This is a genomic window from Belnapia sp. AC561 (genome assembly GCF_979252845.1).
In genome coordinates, this window is record NZ_CEEDBP010000059.1 from 1 (window position 1) to 23,660 (window position 23,660).

Genomic DNA, 23,660 nt, shown 5'->3' on the forward strand with positions numbered 1-23,660 from the left:
CTTCACCTCGTCGCCTTCGTCTGCCTCATGCTCAAACAGGCCGCGCTACTGAACGGAGGTTCATAACAGCCTCTAGGCGCATCCCTTGGGTCGATCGCATGAACGTCTTGCTCACCGATCCTGCAGGCCGATAAGCTTCTCTCCGGTGCCACATAGCGCGAGGGAGGGTTGGGTGTCCGATTACAACCAGCATCACCCGCGCGGGCCTGTTGCCGCCCTGCGATCGCCGTCGCAGGGCAGACCTCTCCGAAGCTGAGCCGCTTCCGAGCCGGGCTGCCCGAGTTGCATCTGCTTGCCCCCTGCGTGGCCGGCACTGGATCGGGCCTTATCATGACACTCATCAGCTTGCGCGACGTTGGCGTGGTTACGCCGCGGACGCTCTTCCAGAACCTTACTCTTGGCGTCGGACCCGGTGACCGGGTCGGCGTCATCGCTGGCAACGGCGGCGGGAAGACGACCCTGCTCCGGTGCATCGCGGGTTTGGTGAAGCCCGATATGGGCAGCATCACCCTGTCCCACGGCGCATTGGTCGCCCATGTCGAGCAGGACATGCCGGACGCGCTGCTTGGCCTGACCTTCCAGGAAGCGGTGCGGCGTGCCCTGCCGCCGGCCGAGCGGGAGCACGAGGCGTGGCGCGTTGGCGTGGTGCTCGATGAGTTCGAGACGCCGGACGAGCTCCGTGAACGGCCAGTGGCAGCCTTGAGCGGCGGCTGGCAGCGGTTGGTGTTGCTGGCCCGGGCCTGGATCAAGCAGCCCGATGCGCTCCTCCTCGACGAGCCGACCAACCATCTGGATGCCGAGAAGATCAACTGGCTCGAAGGATGGATCTCCGGCGCCGCCGCGCGGACACCCATGCTGGTCGCCAGCCACGATCGCGCTTTCCTGGACGCCTGCACAACGCGCACGCTGTTCCTGCGGCCGGGGGCAAGCCGCCTTTACGCTCACCCTTATTCCCAGGCCCGGCACCTGCTTGGTGAGGACGACGCCGCGCAGAACCGCAAGCATGCCAAGGACGCCAAGGAGGTCGAGCGCCTGCGCCGCAATGCCGGCGAGCTGCGCAATGTTGGTGTGAACAGCGGTAGTGACCTGCTCCAGAAGAAGTCCATGCAGCTGCGCGATCGTGCCGAACGTCTCGAACAGGGCTTGCGCCCGGCCCATGTGGAAAGATCGGGCGAGATCCGCCTCGCCAGCCGCGGCACCCACGCCAGGGTGCTGATCTCCTTGCGCGATGCGATGGTCCGGGCGCCGGACGGGCGTGCGCTGTTCAGCATCACCAAGCTCGATTTGTGCCAGGGTGACAGGCTGGTGCTGCTGGGCCGGAACGGGGTCGGCAAGTCTCAGCTGATCGCTATGCTGCGCCTTGCCGTGGCGCAGCAGGTGGCCGGGGTGAGGGTCGGCCCGAGCGTCGTCCTCGGCTATGCCGCGCAGAGTATGGCCCAGCTGCCGGACGGCGAGACGCCGCATCGCTGCATAGCGGCGCGTCCTGGTCTCAGTGACGGGCGCGCCACCAGCCTCCTGGCCAGCGCGGGCCTCGGTGTGGACACGCACCACAAGCTGATCGGCAGGCTGTCGCCAGGCCAGAAAGCACGGCTGGGGCTGCTCGCGCTCCGGCTGGCGGAGCCAAACCTCTATCTCTTGGACGAGCCCACGAACCACGTGGACATCCCCGGCCAGGAGCGGCTCGAGGCAGAACTGCTAGCGCAGGACGCTACCTGCGTCCTGGTTTCGCACGACCGGAGCTTTGCCAAGACCATCGGGACGCGCTTCGCGCTGATTGAGGCGGGAGCCATACGCGAGCTGGCCGACCCGGCGGAGGCCGGCCTCGAGTAGGCAGCGTGTGCAGGCGAGGCAAGTTCATGTGGGCCAGATATCGCGGCGGTGGCCATCTTGCTGATAGCCGCCGCTGCGGCAACACCATGAAACCCGCCGCCAGCCACGATTGGGGCAAGCTCCGGCAAACACGCGGTAAGCGGGCCTTATCGCGGCTTAACTGGAGCCGATATGAACGCGGCGGGGCGTGTTGCTCCGCATGGCGACACGCTTCGCCTGTGACACTTTTAAGCCGAGCGAGAGGCCGATGGCTCCGCTGCAGAGCAGGAGTGAACCCGGAGCGTGGCGAGGGGTTGTGAACGGAGCGGCAACGTATTGGCGAGCGGGGTCGTCTAGAGTATGAGAGGAGGGAAGCTGGGAGATGGAGAGGTTCGTGCAGATTAACCCGGGGATGCTTTCCTGGGCGCGCGACAAGGCCGGCCTTTCACTCGGGGAGGCCGCCGGGAAGCTCGGCCTCAAGGACAGCGCAAGGTCGACAGGCGCGGAGAGGCTCCAGGCGATGGAGCGCGGGGAGAACGCGCCCACGGAGGCCCAACTCCAGAAGATGGCGTCCGTCTATCGCCGTCCGCTCGTCACCTTCTACATGGCAGCGCCTCCACGCCAGGTTGAGCGCGGACAGGACTTCCGCGCGACGAGCCGCGACAGGTCAGCTCGCGAAGAGTCCCTCCTCGACGCGTTGACCCGCGACGTGGTCGCGCGGCAGCAGATTCTCCGCGATGTCCTCGAGGAGGCCGAGGAGAACGTCCCCCTCGACTTCATCGGATCGAGCAGCATCAGACAGGGCGCCAAGGCCGTCGCGGCGGCCATCCGGACGGTGCTCGGGGCCACCGAGGCTGAGCAACTCGCGGCCAGGGACCCATCCGGTCTCTTCGCCCTCCTCAGGCGGGCGGCCGAGGAGGTCGGCATCTACGTGCTCCTCCTCGGCGATGTCGGATCGCACCACACCGACATTAGTGAGGAGACCTTCCGCGGCTTCGCGCTCGCGGACAAGGCGGCCCCCTTCGTCGTCATTAACGACAACGACGCCGTCACCGCGCGGTCCTTCACCCTTATGCACGAACTCGCCCACCTTTGGATCGGCGAGAGCGGCGTCAGCGGTCCGATGCGCTGGGCGTCGGAGAACGTCGTCGAGCGTTTCTGCAACGAGGTCGCCGGACTCTTCCTCCTCCCGCCATCGGCCCTCGGCAGCATTCCTCAGTTCTCCTCGAACGACACGCAAGCCGCGCTCCACGTGACGCAAACGGTTGCCGAACGATGGCGCGTCAGCCAAGGCGTCGTCGCCTATCGACTTCTCACTGAACGCCGCATCGACGACGCGACCGCCACAAAGCTCTTCGCTATGTTCGCCGAGCGGTGGCGAGCCGAGAAGCAGCGGCGTTCGGACGAGGCTGAAGGTGGGCCCACCTACTACGTTCTTCGCAGGCACCGGCTCGGAACCGCCTTGATGGACGTCGCGCGCCGAGGACTTCAAGACCGGATCCTTACCTACACCCGGGCAGCCAAGCTCCTCGGGGTGAACCCCTCCTCCGTCGGCACGCTTCTGAACGAGCGCGTCCGCGCTGCATGATCTGACCGGATGACGCTCTATCTGATCGACGCGAACGTGCTCATTGATGCGCACGAGAACTATTATCCGTTCGACAGAATTCCGCAATTTTGGCAGTGGCTGTTCAGCCTTGGTCTTGCTGGCGTCGCTAAGATTCCGCCGGAGATCTACGAGGAGGTAGCGCCAAACCGGGGGCCTGTACCGGAATGGTTGCGAGAAAGGCATGTTCGGGATGCCTTGGTGCTTCCGGAGGCGGCGAACATGGCACTCGTGCAGCATGTGCTCGATGTCGGATATGGGCTCGACCTCACCGAAGACGATATCGAGAAGATTGGGCAGGACCCGTTCCTGATCGCTGCCGCGCGCGCGGGCGATGGACGCGTCGTGGTGACGAACGAAGTCTCGAAACCGAGCTGGAGAAAGGGAAAGACGAAGGTCCCCGACGCCTGCACGCGGGTGGGGGCGCAGTCTATGCACGCCTTCGAATTCTATCGGAAATTAGCCTTTTCCATCCCCTTGTAGCCCGCCTTCCCTCCCCTGCTTACCTCTCTCGTTAGGCCTTCCCGTGGATGAGGCCAAGCGCCGGAGCTACCGCCCGGCATTGTTTGCGCTCCGGCTTTGCTGATGGGAGCAACCGCGCCGTGGGAGCGCGCACTGCATTCTGAGGCCGAGGCCGCTCGGGCCAGACTTCGCCCGTCGCGCCATTTCGACAGGGCGCTGTATGCAACAGCGCGGTGTTGCTGCGGCTGCTGGCCGCCGACAGTCTCGGGCCATCGGTCGTCAAACTCGAGCAATGACAGCCGGAGACCCTCAAGCGCGCACCATAGTCCAAAACGGTTGTCCAGAGGTCCGGGTGCGGTACAGATGCATGCCGGGGCATTGTGGGACAAATCGTTGGAGCAAACTGGATTGCCTAATTGAGCCCACCAGCCGCGATTGACCCAACCCAAGTGGAATCCACGAAGGCCGCCTTGGGTCGGGCCCCGCCGTCCCTCGCCCGGCGCCTATCATTGCTAGTGGCCGCGGTCGCGGTACCCCTCCTTGCACTCGCCGCCACCGCCGTTTGGCACGCGCAGGACGGCACGCGGGCGCGGGCGGAAGATGCCCTGCTCGGCCAGACACGGGCGCTGGCGCTTGCCGTCGACCGCGAGTTTGACCGCGCCGAAGCGCTGCTTGACGGTCTCGCCGCCTCCTCTGCCCTGGCGCGGGGCGATTTCGACGCCATCGAGGTAGAGCTGCGCACCGCCTCTGCCAAGTTCGGAGATGCGACCATATCCTTGGTTGCCGCAGACGGCCGGATGGCACTGATGACTGTCTGGGCGTTGGGGGAACGCCGAACGGGGGTCCGCGCCCCGGAAGCTGCGCAGCGGGTTCTCGCCTCGGGACGCGCCGAGATCACCGACCTGTTCCGCGGCACTGCCACGGGAGCGCCCGCGGTCGCCATCGGCGTGCCGGTCTTCGGCCCTCCCCATGACTCGGGGCAGCGCGCGGTGACGGCAACCCTCGGTCTCTCCCTGCCGCAAGCCCACTTGGCCGCGGCGCTCGAGGCGCAGCGCGTGCCCGACATGCCTGGCTCGGTCGGCACGGTGGTGGATCGCGCGGGGACAATCGTTGCCCGGACGCAAGGCGGCGACGGCATCGTCGGCCAATCGATGCGGCCCGAGGTGTGGAGCCGGGTGGCCGCCGCACCCGCGGGCATCCTGCGCGGCACCACCACCCGCGAGGGTATCCCAGCGGTCATCGCCTTCTCACACGGCCCCCGGAGCGGCTACACCTACGTGCTGACCACCCCCGAGACGGTGTTCGAGGCGCCGTTCCGCGCCGCCCTTGTGCGCACCCTGAGCCTGGGCGCACTGATTGCCGCCGCGGGTATCGCGCTCGCTGTCCTGCTCGCACGCCGCACCGTTGCAGCATTTCAACGCCTGATCGCGCTGATCACCGAAGGTGCCACACCGGGACCAACCGGCTTGCGCGAAGCCGACGACCTCGCGGCGGCTTTTGCCGCCACGCTGAAAGCACGCAATCAGAGCGAGCGGCACCGGCGTCTCGTGGTCGCCGAGCTGAACCACCGCGTGAAGAACGTGCTCGCCACCGTGCAGGCCGTAGTGGCGCAAACATTGCGCAATCCCGGTTCCGCCGACCCCGCGCGGTTAGCTGCCGACCTCAATAGCCGTCTACAGGCGCTCGCGCGGGCGCACGACCTGCTAACCGCGGCCTCCTGGGAGGCGGCCGACCTCGACGCGGTGGCCCGCGCCGCGCTCGCGCCTTGGCTCGGCGGGACAAGCGCCGGATCCCGCGTCGACCTCTCCTGTGACCTCGACTCCGGACGGATGAGACAGCTTTCCCCGGCACAGGCGCAGACCTTGGCTCTGGCACTGCACGAGTTGGCCACCAACGCTGCCAAGCACGGGGCGCTCTCTACGCCCGACGGGCTGGTTGCCATCACCTGCCGCGAGCAGCTGGATGGGGAGATGGCGCTGGAATGGGTTGAGAGTGGCGGGCCGGCCATCGCCGGGATGCCGACGCGCCGCGGTTTCGGAACGCAGTTGCTCGAGCGGGCGTTGGCGCGCGACCTAGGCACGGGTGCTGCGGTGGAGCTGCGCTTCGAACCAGACGGCCTACAGGCCACCATCCGCTTCGCGCCACAGAATACCGTTAGCCCACCGAGGTGATCACCTTGGTGGGCCGATTGCAGCACAGCATGGGATCCGCGTTTACACACCGGAAACCCGCGGTTTCCGGCGATTGCGGCAAGCTTTGCCTCACCCGCGGTAAGCGGGGAATTCTAAGTCAGACAGTCATTGGTGGCTGGATGAATAAACAGGAGCAGACATTGCTGAAGACCCAAACCTTCGCTGCCGAGTGGGCACCGCGCCTGCTCAGCGTACTCCGCATCGTCGCCACGCTCATCTTCCTTGAACATGGTACGCAGAAGCTGTTCGGCTTTCCGCCACGCGCCAGCGGCCTGGGGCCCGAAACCTTCTCGTTGCTCTGGTTCGCTGCAGTGATCGAGGTTGTCGGTGGCTTCCTGCTGCTGCTCGGCTTGTTCACGCGGCCCGTGGCCTTCCTCCTCGCGGGTGAGATGGCCGCTGCCTACTTTATCGGGCACGCACCGCGAAACCTCTTCCCGGCGCTGAACGGCGGCGACGCCGCCATCCTCTACTGCTTCGTGTTTCTCTACATGGCCGCCGCAGGCGGCGGGGTCTGGAGCGTCGACGAAGCCCGGGGCCGACGTCCTGGCGTTGTCTAGCCAGGCATGACCCAGCGACGACCCGCTCGCCCGTGGTCAGCCGGTGCAGGACCACCTGCCGCGCGCGTGGGTCGTCCTGCGCCATGACCAAGGCGGCGCCGCCCATAGCCGCCTTGGCATGGCCTTACTCGACGCCGGCGGTGTCGTCCGACGAAGCGCCATTCATCGGATTGCTATCTGGCGCAGTTTGGCTGTCCGGCGGAGAGGCTTCCGGCGCAGGCTTTGTCCGAGTGCTCGGCCGACGCGTGGCGGCTTTCTTTGGCGGCGGGGCCTCCACAGCAGCTTTGGGTGCGACCCGGCGTGCAGCCGGACGCTGCGTGGCCTTCGGTGCGGAAGCTCCAGGCGCCTTGGTCGACCGTGCCGGTTTAGCGGCGGCGGCCGACAGCTTGCGGGCGTTTGCGGTGCACGACGACGGCGCTACTTTGCCAGGCGCGGGCGCTGCTTTACCACGGGCAGACTTGGCTTTCTCCTTTTCCCGGACAGCCTTCTCTTTGTCCTTTCGGGCTGCCAGCTTTTCTCGGATTGCCGCCAGCGCCGCCTTTGCGACCTGCGACCGGCCGGCGTCAGGGGTGGAATCCAAAGTCTCGAAGAAGGCTTTGACGACCTTGTTGGTACCGCGTGGTGCGGATGTGTCTGATTTCGCCATGGAACGTGGTCTCCTATCTGGGCTGGCATAACATTGTTTTGCCGCCGCCATACAAATCGTCACAGTGCGGCAGGCGGTATCGGCGCATCAACCGATTGGCCGACCCGGATGGGGTCATCCGCGGCGACACGGCAAGGCACAGACCTCTGGCAGCGCTCGTCTGGACGGCTGGCCGTGAAACTGGTCTGATCGCGCCAATGGTACCGCCGCTGTGTGAGCGCCACGGGAGGAAGGGTCGTCGATGCAGGCACTCTTGGGCCGGCGCGCTTTGGGCATCGCGGCACTTTCTGCATTGGCGAGGCCTGGGCTGGCGCAGACCGACGCGGCTGCATGGCCCAACCGCCCGGTGCGCCTGATCGTTGGTTATCCTGCTGGCGGCTCCACCGATATCTGTGCCCGCATTCTGGCGGAGGATTTCCGCACTCGCCTACTCCAGCCCATGGTGGTGGAGAACCGCACTGGCGCCAACGGCTCGCTCGGTGCCACCCACGTCGCAGCGGCAACGGACGGCCACACTCTGCTGGTCAGCAATACCAGCACCATGACCGTGAACCACCTGCTCTACCGCGACACGCGCTACCATCCGCTGCGTGACCTGGTGCCCGTCGCTACGATCACTATCAGTCCCTTCATCCTGGTGATCAACCCGCGCAATCCGCGCACCCAAGGCGTGCGGACGCTGCAGGACCTGATCGCGCTGGCACAGCGGCAACCGGGGCGAGTCACCTATGCCTCGGCGGGCGTCGGAAACCTGCAGCACCTGCATATGGAGCAACTGCTGGCGGCGGCGGGCGCCCATATGCTGCATGTGCCCTACCGCGGCTCCTCGGTGGCGACCAACGCGATGGTGGCCGGCGAGGTGGACGTCCTCTTGGACACTCCCACTACAGGTGGCCCCTTGATCCAGGCCGGCACCTTTGCAGCCTTGGCCACCACCGGTGAGACCCGCTGGCGTGAATTGCCCGAGGTGCCGACGGCCAGGGAGGCCGGCTACCCGGACTTCACCGCCGTCTTTTGGAATGGCCTGGTCGCACCAGCCAACACACCACCCGAACTGGTGCAGCGCCTCTATGCTTTGATGCAGGCGGCCGCGGAATCACCAGTAGCGCGCCCTCCGCTGCTCGCCCAAGGCGACATCTTCGTGCTGGATCCCGTGCGCTTCCGCGAGCGCATCGCCACCGATATCGAACGTAACGCCGCGGCCATCAAGACTGCTGGCATCGAGATGCAGTAGGATTGCCGCGGGCAGGAGTGCCCGCAGCTCGTCCTGCTGGCGCTCAGCTCATTCTGTGGAGGCCGCACAGCTTGTTGCCGTCAGGATCGCGCAGGTAGGCGAGGTAGAGTTGGCCGGCGGCGCCCTGACGCAGCCCAGGCGGATCTTCGATTGAAAGGCCGCCGTTCTCGACGCCGGCCTTGTGCCAAGCGTCCGCCTCGGCGGGGCTGGCCATGGCAAAGCCGATTGTGCCGCCATTGGCGTGACAGGCGGGCTGGCCGTCGATTGGCGCGGTGATCATCAAGCGGCCGCCGGCGTGGGCGTAAATCAAGCGCCCTCGCGGGTCCTGGCTGCCTGGCTTGCCCCCGACTGCCGCGAACAACGCGTCGTAGAAGGATTTCGACCGCGCTAAATCGTTGCTGCCGATCATGACATGCGTGAACATTGGAAGTCCTCCCGATCTGGAGCAGCCGGCGCCTGAGCGTAGCGGCAGCAACCAAGACGGAGCTTTGCGCGACGAAGCTGGAAAGCAAAGCAGCAATGGTGCGTCACGTCGCTGGAGTTGGGACTGCGCCACGAAGCGGGATCACCCCCCTCCCCTACCGAACTTAAATCCCGGTCACAGCCCGACCAACCCGGCGAGACTCTCGGCGACCAACTTGGCACGTCGAACATAGGCCCGCATGGTCCTGACGTCCTTGTGGCGGGAGTGCGCCATGATGGCTTCGTCGCGGGCCCCGGCCTTGTAGGCCTCGGTGATAAAGCTGGCGCGCAGGCCATGCGCGGACAACCGCTCGAGCCTGGAGCCGCGCAATTGGTCAAGGCGCCCCGCCGCGCCAGGAGCTTCGGCACGGCGTAGGGGTGTAGCGTGGTCCGCTCTACCGTACCCCAGCGGTCGACCTTCCGAAACACCGGGCCGTACGCGCAGCCCGAGGCGCGCAACCAAGCCTCCATCGACCGGACCGGACAGGTTTCGGGCTTACGGCCGCGCGGGATGCCGAGCTCGACGCCCTGGCCTTCCTGATCGGATTTGGCCCGGGGGATGAGTAGCTTCATGCCATCGGCGGTGAAGGTGATGTGCTCGCGCTCGGCGGTCGCGGCGGCGCGCTCGGCGGTGACGTCCGAGGTGTTCTCGGTCGGTATGTGTCTCTCCTGGCTGTCGGCGCACGCCGACCGTTGCTCGGGGGTGGCGTCGTGCGCCGCGGCCGCAGCCGGGTCGGCGCCGGGAAGCGACCTCACGCTGGCGCCCGCGTCCGCAGGGACGGGGACCAGGGAGACTTCGGTGGGTTCCCGGCGCTCGACCCGGTAGAGGTCGGGCTGCCCTCGCGCTCGGTAATCGAGACCGCGAGGATGCGGTAGCTGACCGAGACCTTGCAGATGTGGCCGTCGGCCTCGTCCTGGACCTGACCGGTGACGTCGTCGCGGGGCGAGAAACGGATCCGGCCGATGCCGTCCGTGCCTTCGAGCCGGACGCTGCCGGGGACGAAAGACCGCGGCCAGGGTGCGGGTGCTGGCGACGTGGTCCAGCAGGACCGTCCCGCCGTCGTTCAGCCGCGCCATGTCCACCGCCTTGGGGGTCATAACGAGCTCCTCGTCGTAGACCCCCCGTGCGCGCCTCGGCGCCCGTCGCCCCGGCTCGTGCCTCGCCGCTTGGCGCTGGTGCCGCCCGCCGCCACCCCCCCTGCCTGCCGCCGGTCATCCTGCCCGCCGCCCCGGCGCGCTCCGTGGTGCCGCTGGGCCACGTGCCCGGCTTCGGGCTGGCGAAGGGGGTTTTCGCCTTCCAGGCGGTCGCAAGGCAGCTGAGCTACAGTGGTAGCTTGGCCTGGGGCCCGGCTGCCCTCTCGTAGCGGTAGCGGTAGCTCTTGGCGCGACCGGAACCAACCTGCTCCGTCGTCCACGAGGTCAGCCCACCGGCGGCCACCATGTCATCCAACGCCTGCCGAGCTTCCTCGCGGAGCTTGACCCGCTGCCGGGTGGTCATCTCGGCGTAGTCGCGGCCCGCCAGCTGCGCCAGCGTCTCGACGCCGATCCATGTGTATGCGGGCTGGGAGTCGATGTAGGGCCACCAGCAGCGCGCGTGGTCGCTGGCGAGCCGGAAATACACGTCGGCATCGACGGCGACGAGGTGCCGCTCTTCCAGGGTGCGCCGGACCCACTCCCCATACTCGACGGTCAGCTTGCTATCGAGCGTGGCGCCGCCCCACTCAATCTTGCCTATAAGGGCATCCGACCACCCGGCACCTGCCAGCCGCCCCCGGCGAGACGCGGCCTCGTAGTCGTCGAACGAGCCGCGGAAGACGCGGATCGTGGTGGTCCGCAGTTCCTCGAGGATGCGGAGTGCGACCAGCAGATTGTTCACGTGGCCGGTTAGGCCCGAAGCGGCCAGCAACTCCCTCCACGACGTCTCCGTCCTGCAGAAGACGAACTTCTCGCCTTGGGCAGTAACTGCCTCGACGCGTCGGGCGCGCAGGCGGAAGCAGGCCATGAGCATATCGCGGTGACGGGTGCCAAGTTCTCTGCCCCGCACCTCAACGACGCTGTGGCCGGGCACGACGTAGATCCGGGCGAAGTCGGCGTCGCTGCTGAGCGACTGCTGGCGCGGGGCGAAGGCGCTGGTGCGGGCTAGGCGGCTCGGCATGACGGCGGGCGCCCGACGGCCGCGCCGGTTCTTCAACGTCCGCTCCAGACGCTCGAGGCGCCGCCTCTCGACCTCGCTCAGCGTCTGCGGCCCACCCTGCACCATGCCCGCCCCCATTCTGACCCCTCTATTCCGGGACCAGCACCGTAGCGGTCCTGGCGACCGCTGTGAGCCCCAAAATGACCCGGCCATTCCCGTGTTATCCACATTCCTGTGGATGGCAGACCCTGCCGACGTGAATCGCAGGGTCACTTTCGGGAATCACGGGGTCATTATCAGGAATCGCGGGGTCAGAATCATCCTATAAGCCTCTGAGTTCGTAGGCGAAAAAACCCATTAGACTCTTATAATTAGATACTCTTTAGACTTCAGGCTGTGGACAACGCCGTGCCTGCCGCCCCTCGCGCAGCGCGGCTACCAGAGCCACCACCCCAACCAACAGAGAGGCGCAGCCGACAACCCAAGCCACACCAGCGCGACGTCGCACTAGTCGTGCACCAGCACCAGCAGGGCGAGGAAGGTCAAGAAAGTAGGCTCAATGAAGGAGAGGATGCGTCACATCCGCGATCCTGGCATCTGCATTGACGCTAAAACGAACGCACGAAGTGACCCTGCGATTCCTTAATGCAAGTTGGTCAGGTCCGTTGAAATTAGGGGACGATGCAACCCACATTTCCCGACAAGCCGGAGGGCGCCGACATGTCCGTGCACCCCTGCCCCATTGGTGTCGCCCGCTTGATGGTCGCTGCGCACGACGCGGTTGCCCTCGTCCATTCCGCTAACCCTATGGGCGCCGGATGGGGGTTCATGCGGCCCGGCCGTCCTGGACAGCACAGTCTCGCAGACGCCGAGCAGCACGCGTTGGCCCTACTGACCGCATTCGCGGAGGACGACGCGCCGCCACAGGCTGATGACAGCGTCGCGCTACCGCTCGAGATACGAATGCTGGAAGACGACAGTTGCTGACTACGCGTCAACCAAAACGTTGACTTCATGACAACAGCGAAAATCATAGAATCCCTCGCAACAAAATCGAAATCAGGCACTTAGCCGGCTGCAGATGCAGTGCTGATACCGTAAAAAGCCGGTAGATAGCCGCTATCTCGCCGGGGCAGCACGGCACGGTGTCGTGGACCTTGGATCACCCGCCGCAGGACCAGAAGCGGAGCCGCTCAGCGATCTGCCAGAGCCTCGTGTCCAGCGGGACGTCGAGACCGTCTAGGAGCAGCAGGCCAGCGTGGCCGCGACAGCACCAGAGCGGGGCGCTGGGACTGGCGCGCCGTCGAAGCAGTGGGTGCCCATGCCGAGAACATGGCAAGAACTGACGCAAAGCCAGCTGGGACCACTGGACGCCTCGTCCAACTAGCTGTTACCTAGCCGCGACCAAGCGGGGATGTAGCGGTGACCGTGATTGCCTGTCTCAGCCAGAAAGGCGGCGTATCCAAGTCGACGCTGGCGCGTGCCCTGGCGGTGGAACTTGCCCGCAGCGGCCTGGCCGTCCATCTGGCCGACCTCGACACCGACCAGGGTTCTCAGATCGACTGGCACCGCGATCGGCTCAGAGCGGGTCTGACACCCGCCCCGCCGACCCAGCTGTATCCCGACCTCGCGGCCGCGCTCACCGAGGCCACCCGGTTTGACGTCCTGATCCTCGACGGCCCAGCCCGCGCTACCCGGGAGACGGTCGCCATGGCCAAGGCCGCCGACCTGTCCATCCTGCCGAGCGGCGCCAGCATGGACGACCTGCGCCCCATGGTTAGAGTCGCGCATTCACTGGTGCGCGCGGGCGTTTCCAAGGAACGCCTAATCTGCGCGCTCAGCCGCATTAGCACCGAGCCTGAGGCGGACGCCGCCCGGGCATATGTCGCCGAGGCCGGATACCGCGTTGCTAGCGGCTATCTACCCGAGCGGGCGTCATACAGGACCGCGCAGAACGGGGGCAGGGCGGTCACTGAGGTCTCGGTGCCGACCCTGAAGGCGGCCGCCGAGGGCGTGGTCCAAAGCCTGATTGACGCCATCCCGGAGTAACGCCTGTGGCCATCGACGCATCCAAGGTTAAGCGACGGCTGCCGCCCCCACCGGCCCCCGAAGAGGGAGCGCCGGGTATCGAGCGGCAACCCGAACCGGCGCCCGATCTGGCTCCGACTGCCGCCGCTCCTGATCCCGCGCTGCCAATCCTCGATGGTCGGCGCATGCGGGCGACCGGGCGGGTCATGCAGCTGAACATCAAGGTAACGGCCGACACCAAGGCCACGATTCTCCGGCTCGCCAAAGAGCGGCAGCAGCTCGTGGCCGAGGTTATCGAGGACGCGATAGCCACTTTGGCCAAAGGTGGCCGCTAGATCGCGACTAGGTAAACGCTAGATAGCCGATAGATCAGATGCTTCTTGGCCAGTGTCCATCCGCGTTTTGCTACCTAGTGCTTCGTAATGAACCGTAATGCCGCAATCTGCGGCAGGTGTGGACTATAGCGAGACCTCGAGGGCGGCCCGACATACGGCTGAGCGTCTCGTTCGGCCCACAGACGCACGGCATCTTGGCCGCACTGGCTGTACAGAACGACATCACCATCGGGTGGATCGTGCGACTGGCGGTGGCGGACTACGCCGCCCAGCACCGGGCGGCCGCCTAACCCAAGCTGCCGCTCCGCCAGTCGCCTGGCATCTCAGCACCGAGCGCCCGGTGAGTGACGCTCCGGAAGAGGGGGCGGGTGACCTCGAGGAAGAAGTTGCCCTCGGCGAGGTCGCTACAGCACCCAACGAGTCCGCCGACCCACAAAGCTTGGTGAATGCCTTCATCCGCGCCCGCTACGAGATCCACAGCTACCGTAGCGCGGCTGTAGTCCTCGCCCATAGCCACCTAACGGAGTCCGCGGAGCTGATGGACGCGCTGCGGGCCTTTCGGATCAGCGTGAGCCGAAAGGAGGCAGGCGATGCGGGGACAGGCAGGCAGCTGGGCCGCCTGCTTACTGCCGAGTAGCGGCCACCTAGCCGCTACCTAGCGGGCACTGGCAGCGGGTCGAGCCGGGCGGGCCTCGGTAGCGCCCGATCCGTATCAGGCGCGTCGGACGGCCGTCGGCGTCTACCGTCCCCGCTGCGACGTCGCCACTCCGCATTCGTCCAGCCCGGCCGACAGCTCGGCCAAGCCCCGCGCCCTCGGACTGCAGCCGCTCGATTGCCGGGTAGACCAGCCAGGCGTGCTGGGTGAGCGTCCGCTCGATCGGCTCCTCGGCCGCGCCACGGTAGAAGCGCACCGGTACGCCATCGCCATCCCGCCGATGACGAAGACGAAGTGGGCGCTGTCGTCCAGCACCTCCAGCCAGGGATAATCGCCGGAGGCCGCGGCGCGCTGTAGCCGGTTACGGCCAAAGGCGAAGGCCCGGCAGCCGACCGACCAGGGATCGTCGCCCATCTCGTAGCTGGCCAGGGCCAGGGCATCGCGCCTGGCATTGGCCAGCATGCGGCCACAGATCCCCAGCCGCTCCTCGGTCAGGGCGGGGTGGAAGTCCCATGGCAGGCGGGTAGGGAGGCGGTGAGGGCGGTTCGGCTTGCTCCATTACGTAACCCTACCATGGCACCAACCTAGAACACGCGGGCGCTGGCTCGGCCGCAGCGTCGACGCATCGGCGATTGCCGGCCCATCAGCTTACCTCTGAATCGCCGACGATTTCAGGGGCGATTGCGGCACTTAATGCAGCATGAGACCACGTTCCCTCTCACGAAGCCGCCCGTGCGGTCCAGGCGGCGAATACCGTTGGCCGCAAACTCGATAGTCCGGTTGCGCGTGTCCGCGCGCCAGAACTGGCGTGTTCTGGGTGGCGCTGTGCAAAAGGCGCACGCGCCCTGCATCAACGTCCAGGCTTCCTCCGCCGTCAGCGACCAGGCAAGCCCGGCACGCTTTGCATTGGACTGGTAATCGAGAAGCAGTCGGTTCCGGACCCGCATCGCATCATCGATGCGGCCACGTGGGCATTGCCCACAACTCCGCTGATGGTCGATAGTCAGATCATTGGTTGACAGCATGACCTGCTCACCGCAATCACACTGGCACTGCCAGTAGGCTTTCCAATCTTGCGTGTACGCATAGCCGATCACTTCCAGCTTGCCGTTCCTGAGCCCGGTCAGATCCTTGCGCAGGCCTTCGCACATCGTACAGCGCTTGGCCCGCTTGAAGTTGCCAACCTGCATATCCCTGCGATGACCGCACTCAGGATTCTGGCATTCAACCAGCAGCATGGTCTGTGCCGTGATCACATGCGGCTCGGTATAGCCGACCACCTTCAGCCGTCCATTGACTTGCCCGACCATATCGACGCGAGGCTGTCCCATTCTATCGCCCTTCTTGACTAAGCCGTTCTCACAGCCAGTGGCGCTTGCGCAGCTGCGTCATCCTGAATGGTCATGCACCGCAGACATGAAGTCCTGACGTTGCGGATAAAATAGCCAAGGCGTGGATCCAGTCGATCAATGTCGTTGGCACGCGTATGCGAGTACCCGGCACCGTCTGGATGGCGCAGGACAAGCCTCTGCGGAGGCGTCCCGCAAGAGGCGCAGTCCCGTGTCACTAGCCCAAGCGCATACTCGTCGTTCAGCTTCCAATCAGCTTGTCGATCGCGCTTAAGGTGATCCAGCAGAAGGGCCTGCGTGGTGTGCTTCTCACTCTGTAGTGCGGTACAGGGAGGGCAGGCCAGGAGCCCCAACTGGGTCGCTCTTCGTAGTTGCCCGGTGGTGCGCTTGAAGGACGCCCCGCAATCGCAGCGACACAGCCAGGCATGGTAGCCATGCTGGTCGCGTCCGCCATGAGCGACGACATGGCCGCCCCTGACACATCGGCCTTCAATGAAAACTTGCTTGAGTTCATCGAGGTAGTCGCACAGCTCGCAGCCAGTGGTCGGGGGATCAATGGCCAGCAGTGCCGAACGGCGCATCTCCGTTTCTGTACCACAATTGGTGCACCTCACCTGCCACTTCGGATAGCCTTTGGCTGTCCGGCCAGTGCGATGCAGAACGGCGAGGCGCCCCATGGTGCTGCCAGTGAAGTCGCTGATGCGGCGTAACGCCGGCGACCGGAGAGAAGCGCCATTCGCAGTCCCTGGGAATTTTGCGGGTTGTTCAGTCGGCGCTTGCGGTATGGCCAACTCTTCACCATCGCCGGGAAAGATTAGGGTACCATCCTGCAAAGCCGTTATCACAGCTTGGAAGCGCGTCGCGGCCTGCGAAATTTTAGCAAGATTGTAGCGGGCTCCTGAGGCATGGCCGGCGTGCCAGAGGACTGTCTGAATGATGTCGACATACTCAGGATCATGCACGGCGATGGATGTCGCTGCGCTACGACGAAAGTCATGGAGGCCGACACGCTGATCAAGAAATTTTAGGGTAGCCTTCGTAACCGCGACGTACAACCGATCATCGCAGAGAGGCGATCCGTGGCTCGATAGCCAGACGGCATTGTCGTGTGGGCGAGTCCAGCGCGCACACAGCTGAGCCAACACCGGCCGATGCGTCCTCAGGTAGGTCTCCAGCTGTGGTACAATCAAAGGCGGAAATGGCGCATCGATCAGCCTGTCCGTCTTCGATGTCCGACCCGCGAGCCGCCAAGCCCCTGTTTCGTCATTCAAGTGCTCACCACGGCGCAAGGCCGCCAGATCGGCGCGACGTAGCGGGCACAGGGCCAAAAGCGCAATGACCAGCCCGTCGCGGAATCGCAGCGCCCTCGTGCGCGGTGTTGGCTCCAAATCCGCGGCCTCCATGAGGCCGAGGCCGAGCACGAGGAGTTCGACCAGATCGGGAAGCTCAGGGCGTGCGCTTGGAACCTCGGGTCTGCGATCACGAGTTCTTACGCGGCGGATCCAGTTCCAGTCCCGGTCCGGTGCGATGGAGGCGATCGCGTCATGGAGTTCCTGCCGACGATTCAGGACAGTCGAAGGCGCATTGCGGCGACTCAGATCCTGCAAGTAGGCGGTCACGCTTGCGGGTGTAACCCGCACGGCTGGCGGCTTGGTCCACTCCTGTGGTCCGATGACTGCCAGCCAACGTCCATAGCCGCTTTCCACTTTGCGATTGCTGATCGGCTTGCAAGTCGCACGCGGCCCTATTTCCTCCTCGTCAAGGATATCGCCCTCCGAGATAGCTTTGCGCCAGGCTTGCTGATCATCGTCTGGCCATTCCTCCAACGGCAGGCACAGCCGAGTTGTGTCGCTTTTGGTGGCCCTCATGGTGCGGCCTTGTTGAGGTATTCCTCGAGCACCTGCCAAAAGCGCCGTACCGCGGCATCGCGGTCATTAAAAGCGTAGCTCCTGTTCACCGTGGTTATCGTTTTATGGCCTAGCACCAAGCGTGCTGTTTCCTTATCGCCCGGCCGTAGCTTGAGATAGAGCGAGATCATGGCGTGTCGGAATAGATGGGGGTGCATGGTCAGCCCCGTGTAGTCGAAGACAACCTTGCTGACCTGGCGACCAAAGGCCTGCGAATTCTTGGCCTTGCCGAGATGGCCAGGAAAGAGCGCGGTGCTGGACGGTTCTGTATGAGCGGGACGGAAGTCGCTAAGATAGCGCCTCAGCAATGCACAGGTGAATATCGGCAGCGGGGAGTTGATGGGATTGTCATTCTTGACCTCATCGGCGGTTAGGATGATGCGGCAGACGCCTGCGGGATGCCGTGGCAGGCTCAGGTTCCGTTTGATATCCAACTCTGCCAAATTGCTAATTCGTAGAGGCAGCTTCAGCAAAATCTCAATGGCCAAGGCACGTTGCATCAGGAGAAATGCGTGGTGTGGCTGCTGTGCCTCCTCGGCAAGTTGCAGAAGCCGCTTGGGCAATCGCAGCAGCGTCACGGCGGCTGCCTCATCGTCAAGGATTGGATGGAGGCGGGTGAGGTTTTTGGCGGTCATTTCCTCGTAGCGCGGCGCCTTCTTGCGGATTGCTTTATGGAGGAGCTGCAACTGCCGTAAATCCTCGGCAGGTGCTTTGACCCAATAACGGGCGATGGGTCGCAGCGCATCCAGCATGCCAGGCAAGGACGGTGGGAACTTACCGTCATGCCTTTTCCGGTAGAATTTAAGACCAAGCCGCACTGTGGGAACATGAACCAGGTCCGCTAGTCGGTGCAGCGTGCTGGGATCAACGCCCTGTTTGACGAGCGCTGAGGCGAACTGGCGAATTTGATATTCTCGATGATGCAGCGTCGCGGGCCGTAAGGCGCGGCTTGGGCCATCGACAAGATCGCCGTCGAGGTCAACTTCTGTCTCGCCACTTGCGAGACGGTCGAGCCAGGCTTGGAGGTCGGCCTGCAGGCTGGCGGGAAAGGCTGTCCAAGGCAGGGCGTAGACATCGGTCCGCAGCTTCCCGGGAAGGGGCATGCCAGGCCAATCCGGCACAGTCTCACAGGCTTGGTTCCAAGCACGGCGAGTCTCGCGCTGTATGCTTGCCGGGCTTTTCAGCTGAACGATCTCCAGATAGCCGGTAAAGCGCGTCAGCATCTCCTCGTCGACCTCGGCAGGACTGATCCCGGTCTCGGTGCAGCAATGGAAAAAGCGCGACAGATTTTTGCGCACCCATTGGTCAGCGATGCGCTCCTGCAAATCCTGCCATTCGGGCGATAGCAGTAGGTTTCGCCGACGCCGCAAATGGGGTGGCAGCACCAGGTCCAAGGCCGCGTTCAGTCGGAAGCGAAGATTGCTCCAGGAGGGCTTGCTGATGCCGTGCGCCATGGGGGCGACGCTATCGAGACGTCGGGACAGGGCACGGCGGTTGGCCGGGATCTGGGCGGGAGCCTCGCCGAGCAGACTGGCAAGCGTGTTTATGGCGGATGCCATTTCCTGCTGCTGAGGCAGTGTGATGGTGCTGGCGTCCGGCAGCGCCGCCAGCACATCGGCCAGGGTCAGGCTGGAGGTGACGATCGGGCTGGCCCTGCTGAAAGGTTCAGGCGTCGGACCGCGGTCAAGGTCTGCTGCAGGCCGCGGTGCCAAGCTTGAGCGACGATTGTGGAGGGTCACGCGGCTAGCCTCTTCGACGATCCGATTGCTTAAGGCTGCCCGAACCAGCGCGGTATAGCAACATAAATTGTGAAAAGGTCACGTCCATATCTTATGTCAACATGGATACCGACAATCTGAATGACGGTATGCGCCCGCTGGCTCACGAATGGGCTTGCTATTCATAGGGCCGCCGTGCCGTTCGTGGTCTCCCTGTACGCCAGCGGCAACTCGATGTCGCAGATCAGCCCCGACGCCTCCCAGGCGAACGACACCCGTCCACCAAGCTGCTGGCCCACAGTTGCCTTCAGCACGCGGGAACCGAAGCCCTGCCGCTGCGACGGAGCCGTGATGGGCGGGCCGCCACTCTCGGCCCAGCGCAGTCGCAATTGCCCCTCGGAGCCGTCTTCCACACGCCAAGAAATCTTGACCCGCCCGCCACATGCGGAGAGCGCACCGTGTTTTACCGCGTTGGTGGCCAACTCGTGCATCGCCATCGCCAAGGGCTGCGTTGCACCGGCCGGTAACATCACGGGGGGACCGTCAAATGTCGCGCTCTGTCGCGTCCCGACAAACGGCGCCAGCTCACCCTGCAGCAATCCTCTTAGGTCCGCGCCGGCCCAGTGGTCGTTCGCCAGCAGTGTTTGTGCCCGCACCAGCGCTGAGACGCGGCCCTCTAGTGCCCGCACGTAGCTCGGCAGATCGGGCGCCCGCGTCAGCCGCACCGCTGCATGCACGACCGCAAGCGCGTTCTTGGCGCGGTGGTCCACTTCCCGCATCAGCAGTTGCCGCGCCGCCTCGGTCTGCCGTCGCTCCTCCACCTCCTGCTGCGCCAGGCGGTACAGCCGGGCGTTATCAATCGCGGTGGCGGCCTGCGCGGCGATGCCGACGAGCAGGCGTTCGGCCCGTTCGGTAAACACCCCTGGCTTGGGATGGCCGAAAAACAGCCCACCCAGCGCCTCGCCCGAACGAGACACCACCGGCACCGCCAGGTAGCTGCGCACCGGCAAGTGTCCCTCCGGCATGCCGCGGTGCGGCGCGTTGCAGCCGTAGCGGGGATCGGCGGTGATATCGTCGGAGCGAAGGACGTCTTCGCCGCGAAGTGTGGGCCCGAATACCGCTGTGGCACGAGGCATCGGAAAGGCAGAAAAAGCCTCCCGAGATGCGCCCGAGAGCGTGTAGAGGGTGTAGGCTTCGCCGCCAGCGCCCTCAATGTTGTAGAAGAAGGCGCCGAAGGCGGCGCCGATGAGCGCTACGCCCGCATCAGTGACCTTCTGCACCAGCCGCTCGAGGTCTAGCTCAGCCGCGATCGCTGCGCCAACGCAGTTGAGCGTCTCAAGTGTCTCCGTCTCGACACGCAGCGCCGCCTCCGCTGCACGCTGGGCGGTGACGTCCACCAGGGTCTCCAGCACGGCCTCAGGCTCGCCTTGCGTGCCATGGCGAAGCACCTTTTGTGCAGCGACTACTATTTCGCGCCCGTCGCGGGTCCGCTGACGTAAGTCGCCCGTCCATTCCCCCGCGCGCTCTAACGCCGCCTCGATCTCCGCACGGGGGATGGGAAACTCCGTCCGCAGCAGCAAATGGGCATCTTGCCCCATCGCCTCTTCGGCAGTCCAGCCGTAGAGGCGGGTGCAGCCCCCGGACCAGAAGCGGATGGCACCGTCCCGTCCGCGGGACATGGCAGCACCAAGATCCAGCGTTGCAACCAGATCTCGCAGCTGCGCTTCGCTCTTTTGCAGCGCCACCTCAGCCCGCTTGCGGTCGGTGACATCCGCCAGAACACCGAGCACGCGTGCTATGCAGCCATCGGCGTTGAGCAGCATCTCGGCTCGCAGCAGCAGCCAATGCACTGAGCCGTCCGGCCAAGCGCAGCGGAATTCCCCTATGAAGAACCGCTCGCCCCGCGCCAACGCCTCCCGCCCAAGCTGTCGCAGGCGCTCGCGCTCGCCCGGCAGGTAGCGCGCCCGCCGCTCTTCGGGTGTGGGCCCCACATGGGTTAGGAACCCGAACAACCGGTTTAGCTCGGGCGAGCCGATCACCGTATCCGTGGCGGGGTCGAGTTCCCAGACGGCCATCCGCCCGGCTTCGAGAGCCAGCCGCAGTCGAGCTTCGCTCTCTTCAAGGGCTGTGGCGGCGCGGTGCTCACCGGTACGGTCGCGGAAGGCAACACCGAGGCCGCGGGTGGTCGGAAAGGCGGTGACCTCGAGCCAGCGGTCGGGGTGTACCACACCGGCCTTCTCGACCCGTGCAGCCTGGCGCGTCACCATCGCTTCGCGCAGGAAAGGCTCAAGCCAACTGCCACCGCTTCCGGGCAGCACATCCCAGATCGGCCGACCCAAGGCCGCCGCCGCGGAGACGCCGTAGTAGGCGGTGCAGCCGGCGTTGAAGGTCACGAAACAGAAACTGCGGTCCAACTCGTAGGCGTTGTCGCCCAACGCCTGGAACAACGCCTCGCTGACCAGGTCGTGCGCCTCGTTCGTGGCCCCCACGTTGCTGCTCACCTCGACGACTGCGTCGCTATGCTGGAGATTCACCAAATTACAGCGCAACGCACCCGGCAGAATAGCGAGCAATAGCGGTAGAAAGTCTTTGGCATATGTTCCCGTCCGCGCCTGCGATCAAGCCACGGACCGCGTGTTCCCGTCGCGTTTCCGGCCGCATCGCCTGGAGAGGCCGGCCCCCAAAAAAGGACAAGTTTGCCGGGCACACGTGGATCGTCATGATCTACCATTATCGCAAACTGGCTCGTCGCCCAAACTCGACCTCAATAATGATGGGCCTCGTAACTTCGCTCAAAATTTTTCTATTTTCAACACAAATAAACAGATAAGTGTTGTGAAAGGTCTAGAAGATTTTTCTAGACATTAAAACTAAATCTTTCTTTAGAAAAATTGGAAGATGTTGATTGATACTCAATCTATTTGTACAAGACGGCAACTTGTAAAATCAAAGAGATTCGAAGTGGTAATAAAGTTTCCGGATCGTAGCTGTTGCCTTTCTCGCTTCGAAAAAGGACTGATTTCAGATTTTGCGGCAAGTCTTCCTCAAGCAGATCTCGATTTCATAGAGGACGAAAACGGTTGCGAGTTAGCCATGTTCAGTGTGGGAAGGTTAGAGTTTTGTCTGTGGCGTCAGAAAAATATCGTAATAGTTCAAGGTTTCGTCGGATGCGGCGAGATTAATATTTATCAGGAGCTAGTAGCTTGGACTCAATTAGAGACAGTCTACGAAGCGTTGCAGAAGCTGCAGTCGCTGTCGGTTAACCTGCGTTCTAGCCCGGATCATGCACGAGGGCTGGCGGACATGGCGCAAGCCATTGATCGAGAATAGAATTCGGCTGCGCGACCAGAACCCAGCCAAATTTCGGAGCCCATGCCTGCCAAGGTGGAAGCTACCCCCGCGTTGCCCGGCCTGTCACCGGTCTGCGGCAAGCCCATCATCGCCCGTTTCGACGGCGGCCAGCTCTCCTCAGATGCCGGTGTGCTGGCGCTGCGCGAGATCGAAAGCCGCCTCGGTATCGCTGACCGCCTGGCCGCCTGCGTGGCCGATCCCCGCGCGGCGGGGCGGGTCGTCCATGGCATCGCTGACATTCTGCGCCTCCGAATGCTGATGATCACCGCCGATTACGAAGACGGCAACGACGCCGACAGCCTGCGGCACGACCCGGCCTTCAAGCTCGCCCTCGGCCGGCTGCCCAATGGTGCCGCGCTGTGCTCGCAGCCGACCATATCGCGGCTCGAGAACCTGCCGCGGCGGCGTGACCTGCTGCGCATGGGCCAAGCCACGGTCGGGCTTTACTGCGCGAGTTTCCGTCAGATACCGCGGCGCATCACCCTCGACATCGACGACACCTTCGATGCCGTTCATGGCGGGCAGCAGCTGCGGCTGTTAAACGCCTACTACGACGAATACGGCTTCCAGCCGATCGTCGTGTTCGACGGCCAGGGCCGCCCCGTTGCCGCCCTGCTGCGCCCGGCGCGTCGGCCGACCGGGCGGGAGGTGAGTGGCTTCCTCCGCCGCCTGGTACGCGAGATCCGCGGCCACTGGCCGCGGGTCGAGATCCTGCTCCGCGCCGACAGCCACTACTGCGCTCCCGAGGTGCTGGATTTCTGCCGGGCTGAGCGGCTGGATTTCATTCTCGGCGTCGCCACGACCACCACGCTGCGCCACCATGTCGCGGCGCTGGAGCACAGCTCCGCAGCCCGGCAGACCGACACTGCCGGCCAGGACAAGCTGCGTCGCTACAAGGAATTCCACGACGGCGCCGCCAGCTGGAGCCGAGTCGAGCGCATCATCGCCCGCGTCGAGGCCAGCCCGCAGGGCACCGACAGCCGCTTCGTCGTCACCATCCTCGCCGGCGACACGCCGCGCACGCTGAACGAAGAGCTCTACTGCCGCCGTGGCCAGGCCGAGAACCATATCAAGTGACCGCCACCTTTGACGCTATGGCGTGGAGGACAAGCCGAAGGGATTTCAGGTCATCCCTCGCCGCTAGAGCGTTTTCCTATCAGTCTGCGTCATAGCCTGCGGCGGTAAAGTAGTTAGTGCACTCGGTTGGGGTGAAGG

At 64.7% G+C, this 23,660-nt stretch carries 18 protein-coding genes and 1 pseudogene; 10 read left to right on the forward strand and 9 right to left on the reverse strand.

Features of this window, described 5'->3' with window-relative positions; genetic code table 11:
- The first annotated feature begins 330 nt into the window (after nucleotides 1–330).
- The 5 genes from AC0IW9_RS28340 (at nucleotide 331) to AC0IW9_RS28360 (ending at nucleotide 6,626) form a co-directional block, all read left to right on the forward strand.
- Nucleotides 331–1,830, forward strand: a complete 1,500-nt coding sequence (locus AC0IW9_RS28340) for an ATP-binding cassette domain-containing protein (protein WP_471651656.1) — start codon at nucleotides 331–333, stop codon at nucleotides 1,828–1,830.
- 361 nt (nucleotides 1,831–2,191) lie between these two features.
- Nucleotides 2,192–3,397: an XRE family transcriptional regulator gene (locus AC0IW9_RS28345; RefSeq protein ID WP_471651657.1), complete on the forward strand. Its 1,206-nt coding sequence runs from the start codon at nucleotides 2,192–2,194 to the stop codon at nucleotides 3,395–3,397.
- A 9-nt stretch (nucleotides 3,398–3,406) separates the two neighbouring features.
- Nucleotides 3,407–3,898, forward strand: coding sequence for a DUF4411 family protein (locus tag AC0IW9_RS28350; protein WP_471651658.1), 492 nt, complete (start codon nucleotides 3,407–3,409; stop codon nucleotides 3,896–3,898).
- A gap of 494 nt (nucleotides 3,899–4,392) precedes the next feature.
- Nucleotides 4,393–6,048, forward strand: a complete 1,656-nt coding sequence (locus AC0IW9_RS28355) for a sensor histidine kinase (protein ID WP_471651659.1) — start codon at nucleotides 4,393–4,395, stop codon at nucleotides 6,046–6,048.
- A gap of 161 nt (nucleotides 6,049–6,209) precedes the next feature.
- Nucleotides 6,210–6,626 carry a DoxX family protein gene (locus AC0IW9_RS28360; RefSeq protein ID WP_471651660.1) on the forward strand — a complete coding sequence of 139 codons (417 nt, stop codon included), beginning with the start codon at nucleotides 6,210–6,212 and terminating at the stop codon, nucleotides 6,624–6,626.
- 124 nt (nucleotides 6,627–6,750) lie between these two features.
- Here AC0IW9_RS28360 and AC0IW9_RS28365 read toward each other — a convergent pair whose 3' ends face one another.
- Nucleotides 6,751–7,272, reverse strand: coding sequence for a hypothetical protein (locus AC0IW9_RS28365; protein ID WP_471651661.1), 522 nt, complete (start codon nucleotides 7,270–7,272; stop codon nucleotides 6,751–6,753).
- A gap of 241 nt (nucleotides 7,273–7,513) precedes the next feature.
- Between AC0IW9_RS28365 and AC0IW9_RS28370 the strand changes: the two genes are divergently transcribed.
- The gene (locus AC0IW9_RS28370) at nucleotides 7,514–8,506 is read left to right on the forward strand and encodes a Bug family tripartite tricarboxylate transporter substrate binding protein (RefSeq protein WP_471651662.1); all 993 of its coding nucleotides are present in this window, start codon (nucleotides 7,514–7,516) and stop codon (nucleotides 8,504–8,506) included.
- A 43-nt stretch (nucleotides 8,507–8,549) separates the two neighbouring features.
- Here the strand turns inward: AC0IW9_RS28370 and AC0IW9_RS28375 are convergent, their stop codons facing one another.
- The 3 genes from AC0IW9_RS28375 to AC0IW9_RS28385 form a co-directional block, all read right to left on the reverse strand.
- Complete coding sequence (locus AC0IW9_RS28375; protein WP_471651663.1) at nucleotides 8,550–8,930, reverse strand: VOC family protein; 381 nt, start codon at nucleotides 8,928–8,930, stop codon at nucleotides 8,550–8,552.
- A gap of 174 nt (nucleotides 8,931–9,104) precedes the next feature.
- Entirely contained in the window at nucleotides 9,105–9,275 is a 171-nt protein-coding gene (locus AC0IW9_RS28380) for a hypothetical protein (protein WP_471651664.1), read from the reverse strand.
- 1,014 nt (nucleotides 9,276–10,289) lie between these two features.
- The gene (locus tag AC0IW9_RS28385; protein ID WP_471651665.1) at nucleotides 10,290–11,228 is read right to left on the reverse strand and encodes a hypothetical protein; all 939 of its coding nucleotides are present in this window, start codon (nucleotides 11,226–11,228) and stop codon (nucleotides 10,290–10,292) included.
- 1,296 nt (nucleotides 11,229–12,524) lie between these two features.
- Here AC0IW9_RS28385 and AC0IW9_RS28390 point away from each other — a divergent pair.
- Both AC0IW9_RS28390 and AC0IW9_RS28395 read left to right on the forward strand, forming a co-directional pair.
- Nucleotides 12,525–13,151 carry a nucleotide-binding protein gene (locus AC0IW9_RS28390; RefSeq protein ID WP_471651666.1) on the forward strand — a complete coding sequence of 209 codons (627 nt, stop codon included), beginning with the start codon at nucleotides 12,525–12,527 and terminating at the stop codon, nucleotides 13,149–13,151.
- A gap of 5 nt (nucleotides 13,152–13,156) precedes the next feature.
- A complete protein-coding gene (locus tag AC0IW9_RS28395; protein ID WP_471651667.1) occupies nucleotides 13,157–13,465 on the forward strand; it encodes a hypothetical protein in 309 nt (102 codons plus the stop codon).
- A 739-nt stretch (nucleotides 13,466–14,204) separates the two neighbouring features.
- Here AC0IW9_RS28395 and AC0IW9_RS28400 read toward each other — a convergent pair.
- The 5 genes from AC0IW9_RS28400 to AC0IW9_RS28420 all read right to left on the reverse strand — a co-directional run bounded on the left by AC0IW9_RS28400 (nucleotide 14,205) and on the right by AC0IW9_RS28420 (nucleotide 21,595).
- Nucleotides 14,205–14,582 carry a hypothetical protein gene (locus tag AC0IW9_RS28400; RefSeq protein ID WP_471651668.1) on the reverse strand — a complete coding sequence of 126 codons (378 nt, stop codon included), beginning with the start codon at nucleotides 14,580–14,582 and terminating at the stop codon, nucleotides 14,205–14,207.
- Nucleotides 14,583–14,791: 209 nt separating this feature from the next.
- On the reverse strand, nucleotides 14,792–15,451 hold the full coding sequence (locus tag AC0IW9_RS28405) for a hypothetical protein (protein WP_471651669.1): 660 nt from the start codon (nucleotides 15,449–15,451) through the stop codon (nucleotides 14,792–14,794).
- Nucleotides 15,452–15,468: 17 nt separating this feature from the next.
- Nucleotides 15,469–17,337: a tyrosine-type recombinase/integrase gene (locus tag AC0IW9_RS28410; RefSeq protein WP_471651670.1), complete on the reverse strand. Its 1,869-nt coding sequence runs from the start codon at nucleotides 17,335–17,337 to the stop codon at nucleotides 15,469–15,471.
- Complete coding sequence (locus tag AC0IW9_RS28415) at nucleotides 17,334–19,115, reverse strand: tyrosine-type recombinase/integrase (protein WP_471651671.1); 1,782 nt, start codon at nucleotides 19,113–19,115, stop codon at nucleotides 17,334–17,336. The genes AC0IW9_RS28410 and AC0IW9_RS28415 overlap by 4 nt, the downstream gene beginning before the upstream one ends.
- Before the next feature lie 161 nt (nucleotides 19,116–19,276).
- A complete protein-coding gene (locus AC0IW9_RS28420; protein WP_471651672.1) occupies nucleotides 19,277–21,595 on the reverse strand; it encodes a PAS domain S-box protein in 2,319 nt (772 codons plus the stop codon).
- Between the two features lie 397 nt (nucleotides 21,596–21,992).
- On the opposite strand from AC0IW9_RS28420, the gene AC0IW9_RS28425 reads away from it, so the two are divergent.
- Nucleotides 21,993–22,424: a hypothetical protein gene (locus tag AC0IW9_RS28425; RefSeq protein WP_471651673.1), complete on the forward strand. Its 432-nt coding sequence runs from the start codon at nucleotides 21,993–21,995 to the stop codon at nucleotides 22,422–22,424.
- Nucleotides 22,425–22,466: 42 nt separating this feature from the next.
- Nucleotides 22,467–23,519 (forward strand): annotated as a pseudogene (locus tag AC0IW9_RS28430) (IS1380 family transposase); the annotation flags it as partial.
- Nucleotides 23,520–23,660 lie beyond the last annotated feature (141 nt).

Excerpts from the sequence above, each read along its gene's own strand:
- AC0IW9_RS28340 (WP_471651656.1), top strand. The coding sequence starts at position 331 with ATGACACTCATCAGCTTGCGCGACGTTGGCGTGGTTACGCCGCGGACG.
- AC0IW9_RS28345 (WP_471651657.1), top strand. The coding sequence starts at position 2,192 with ATGGAGAGGTTCGTGCAGATTAACCCGGGGATGCTTTCCTGGGCGCGC.
- AC0IW9_RS28350 (WP_471651658.1), top strand. The coding sequence starts at position 3,407 with ATGACGCTCTATCTGATCGACGCGAACGTGCTCATTGATGCGCACGAG.
- AC0IW9_RS28365 (WP_471651661.1), bottom strand. The coding sequence starts at position 7,272 with ATGGCGAAATCAGACACATCCGCACCACGCGGTACCAACAAGGTCGTC.
- AC0IW9_RS28370 (WP_471651662.1), top strand. The coding sequence starts at position 7,514 with ATGCAGGCACTCTTGGGCCGGCGCGCTTTGGGCATCGCGGCACTTTCT.
- AC0IW9_RS28375 (WP_471651663.1), bottom strand. The coding sequence starts at position 8,930 with ATGTTCACGCATGTCATGATCGGCAGCAACGATTTAGCGCGGTCGAAA.
- AC0IW9_RS28385 (WP_471651665.1), bottom strand. The coding sequence starts at position 11,228 with ATGGTGCAGGGTGGGCCGCAGACGCTGAGCGAGGTCGAGAGGCGGCGC.
- AC0IW9_RS28400 (WP_471651668.1), bottom strand. The coding sequence starts at position 14,582 with ATGCTGGCCAATGCCAGGCGCGATGCCCTGGCCCTGGCCAGCTACGAG.
- AC0IW9_RS28405 (WP_471651669.1), bottom strand. The coding sequence starts at position 15,451 with ATGGGACAGCCTCGCGTCGATATGGTCGGGCAAGTCAATGGACGGCTG.
- AC0IW9_RS28410 (WP_471651670.1), bottom strand. The coding sequence starts at position 17,337 with ATGAGGGCCACCAAAAGCGACACAACTCGGCTGTGCCTGCCGTTGGAG.
- AC0IW9_RS28425 (WP_471651673.1), top strand. The coding sequence starts at position 21,993 with ATGTTGATTGATACTCAATCTATTTGTACAAGACGGCAACTTGTAAAA.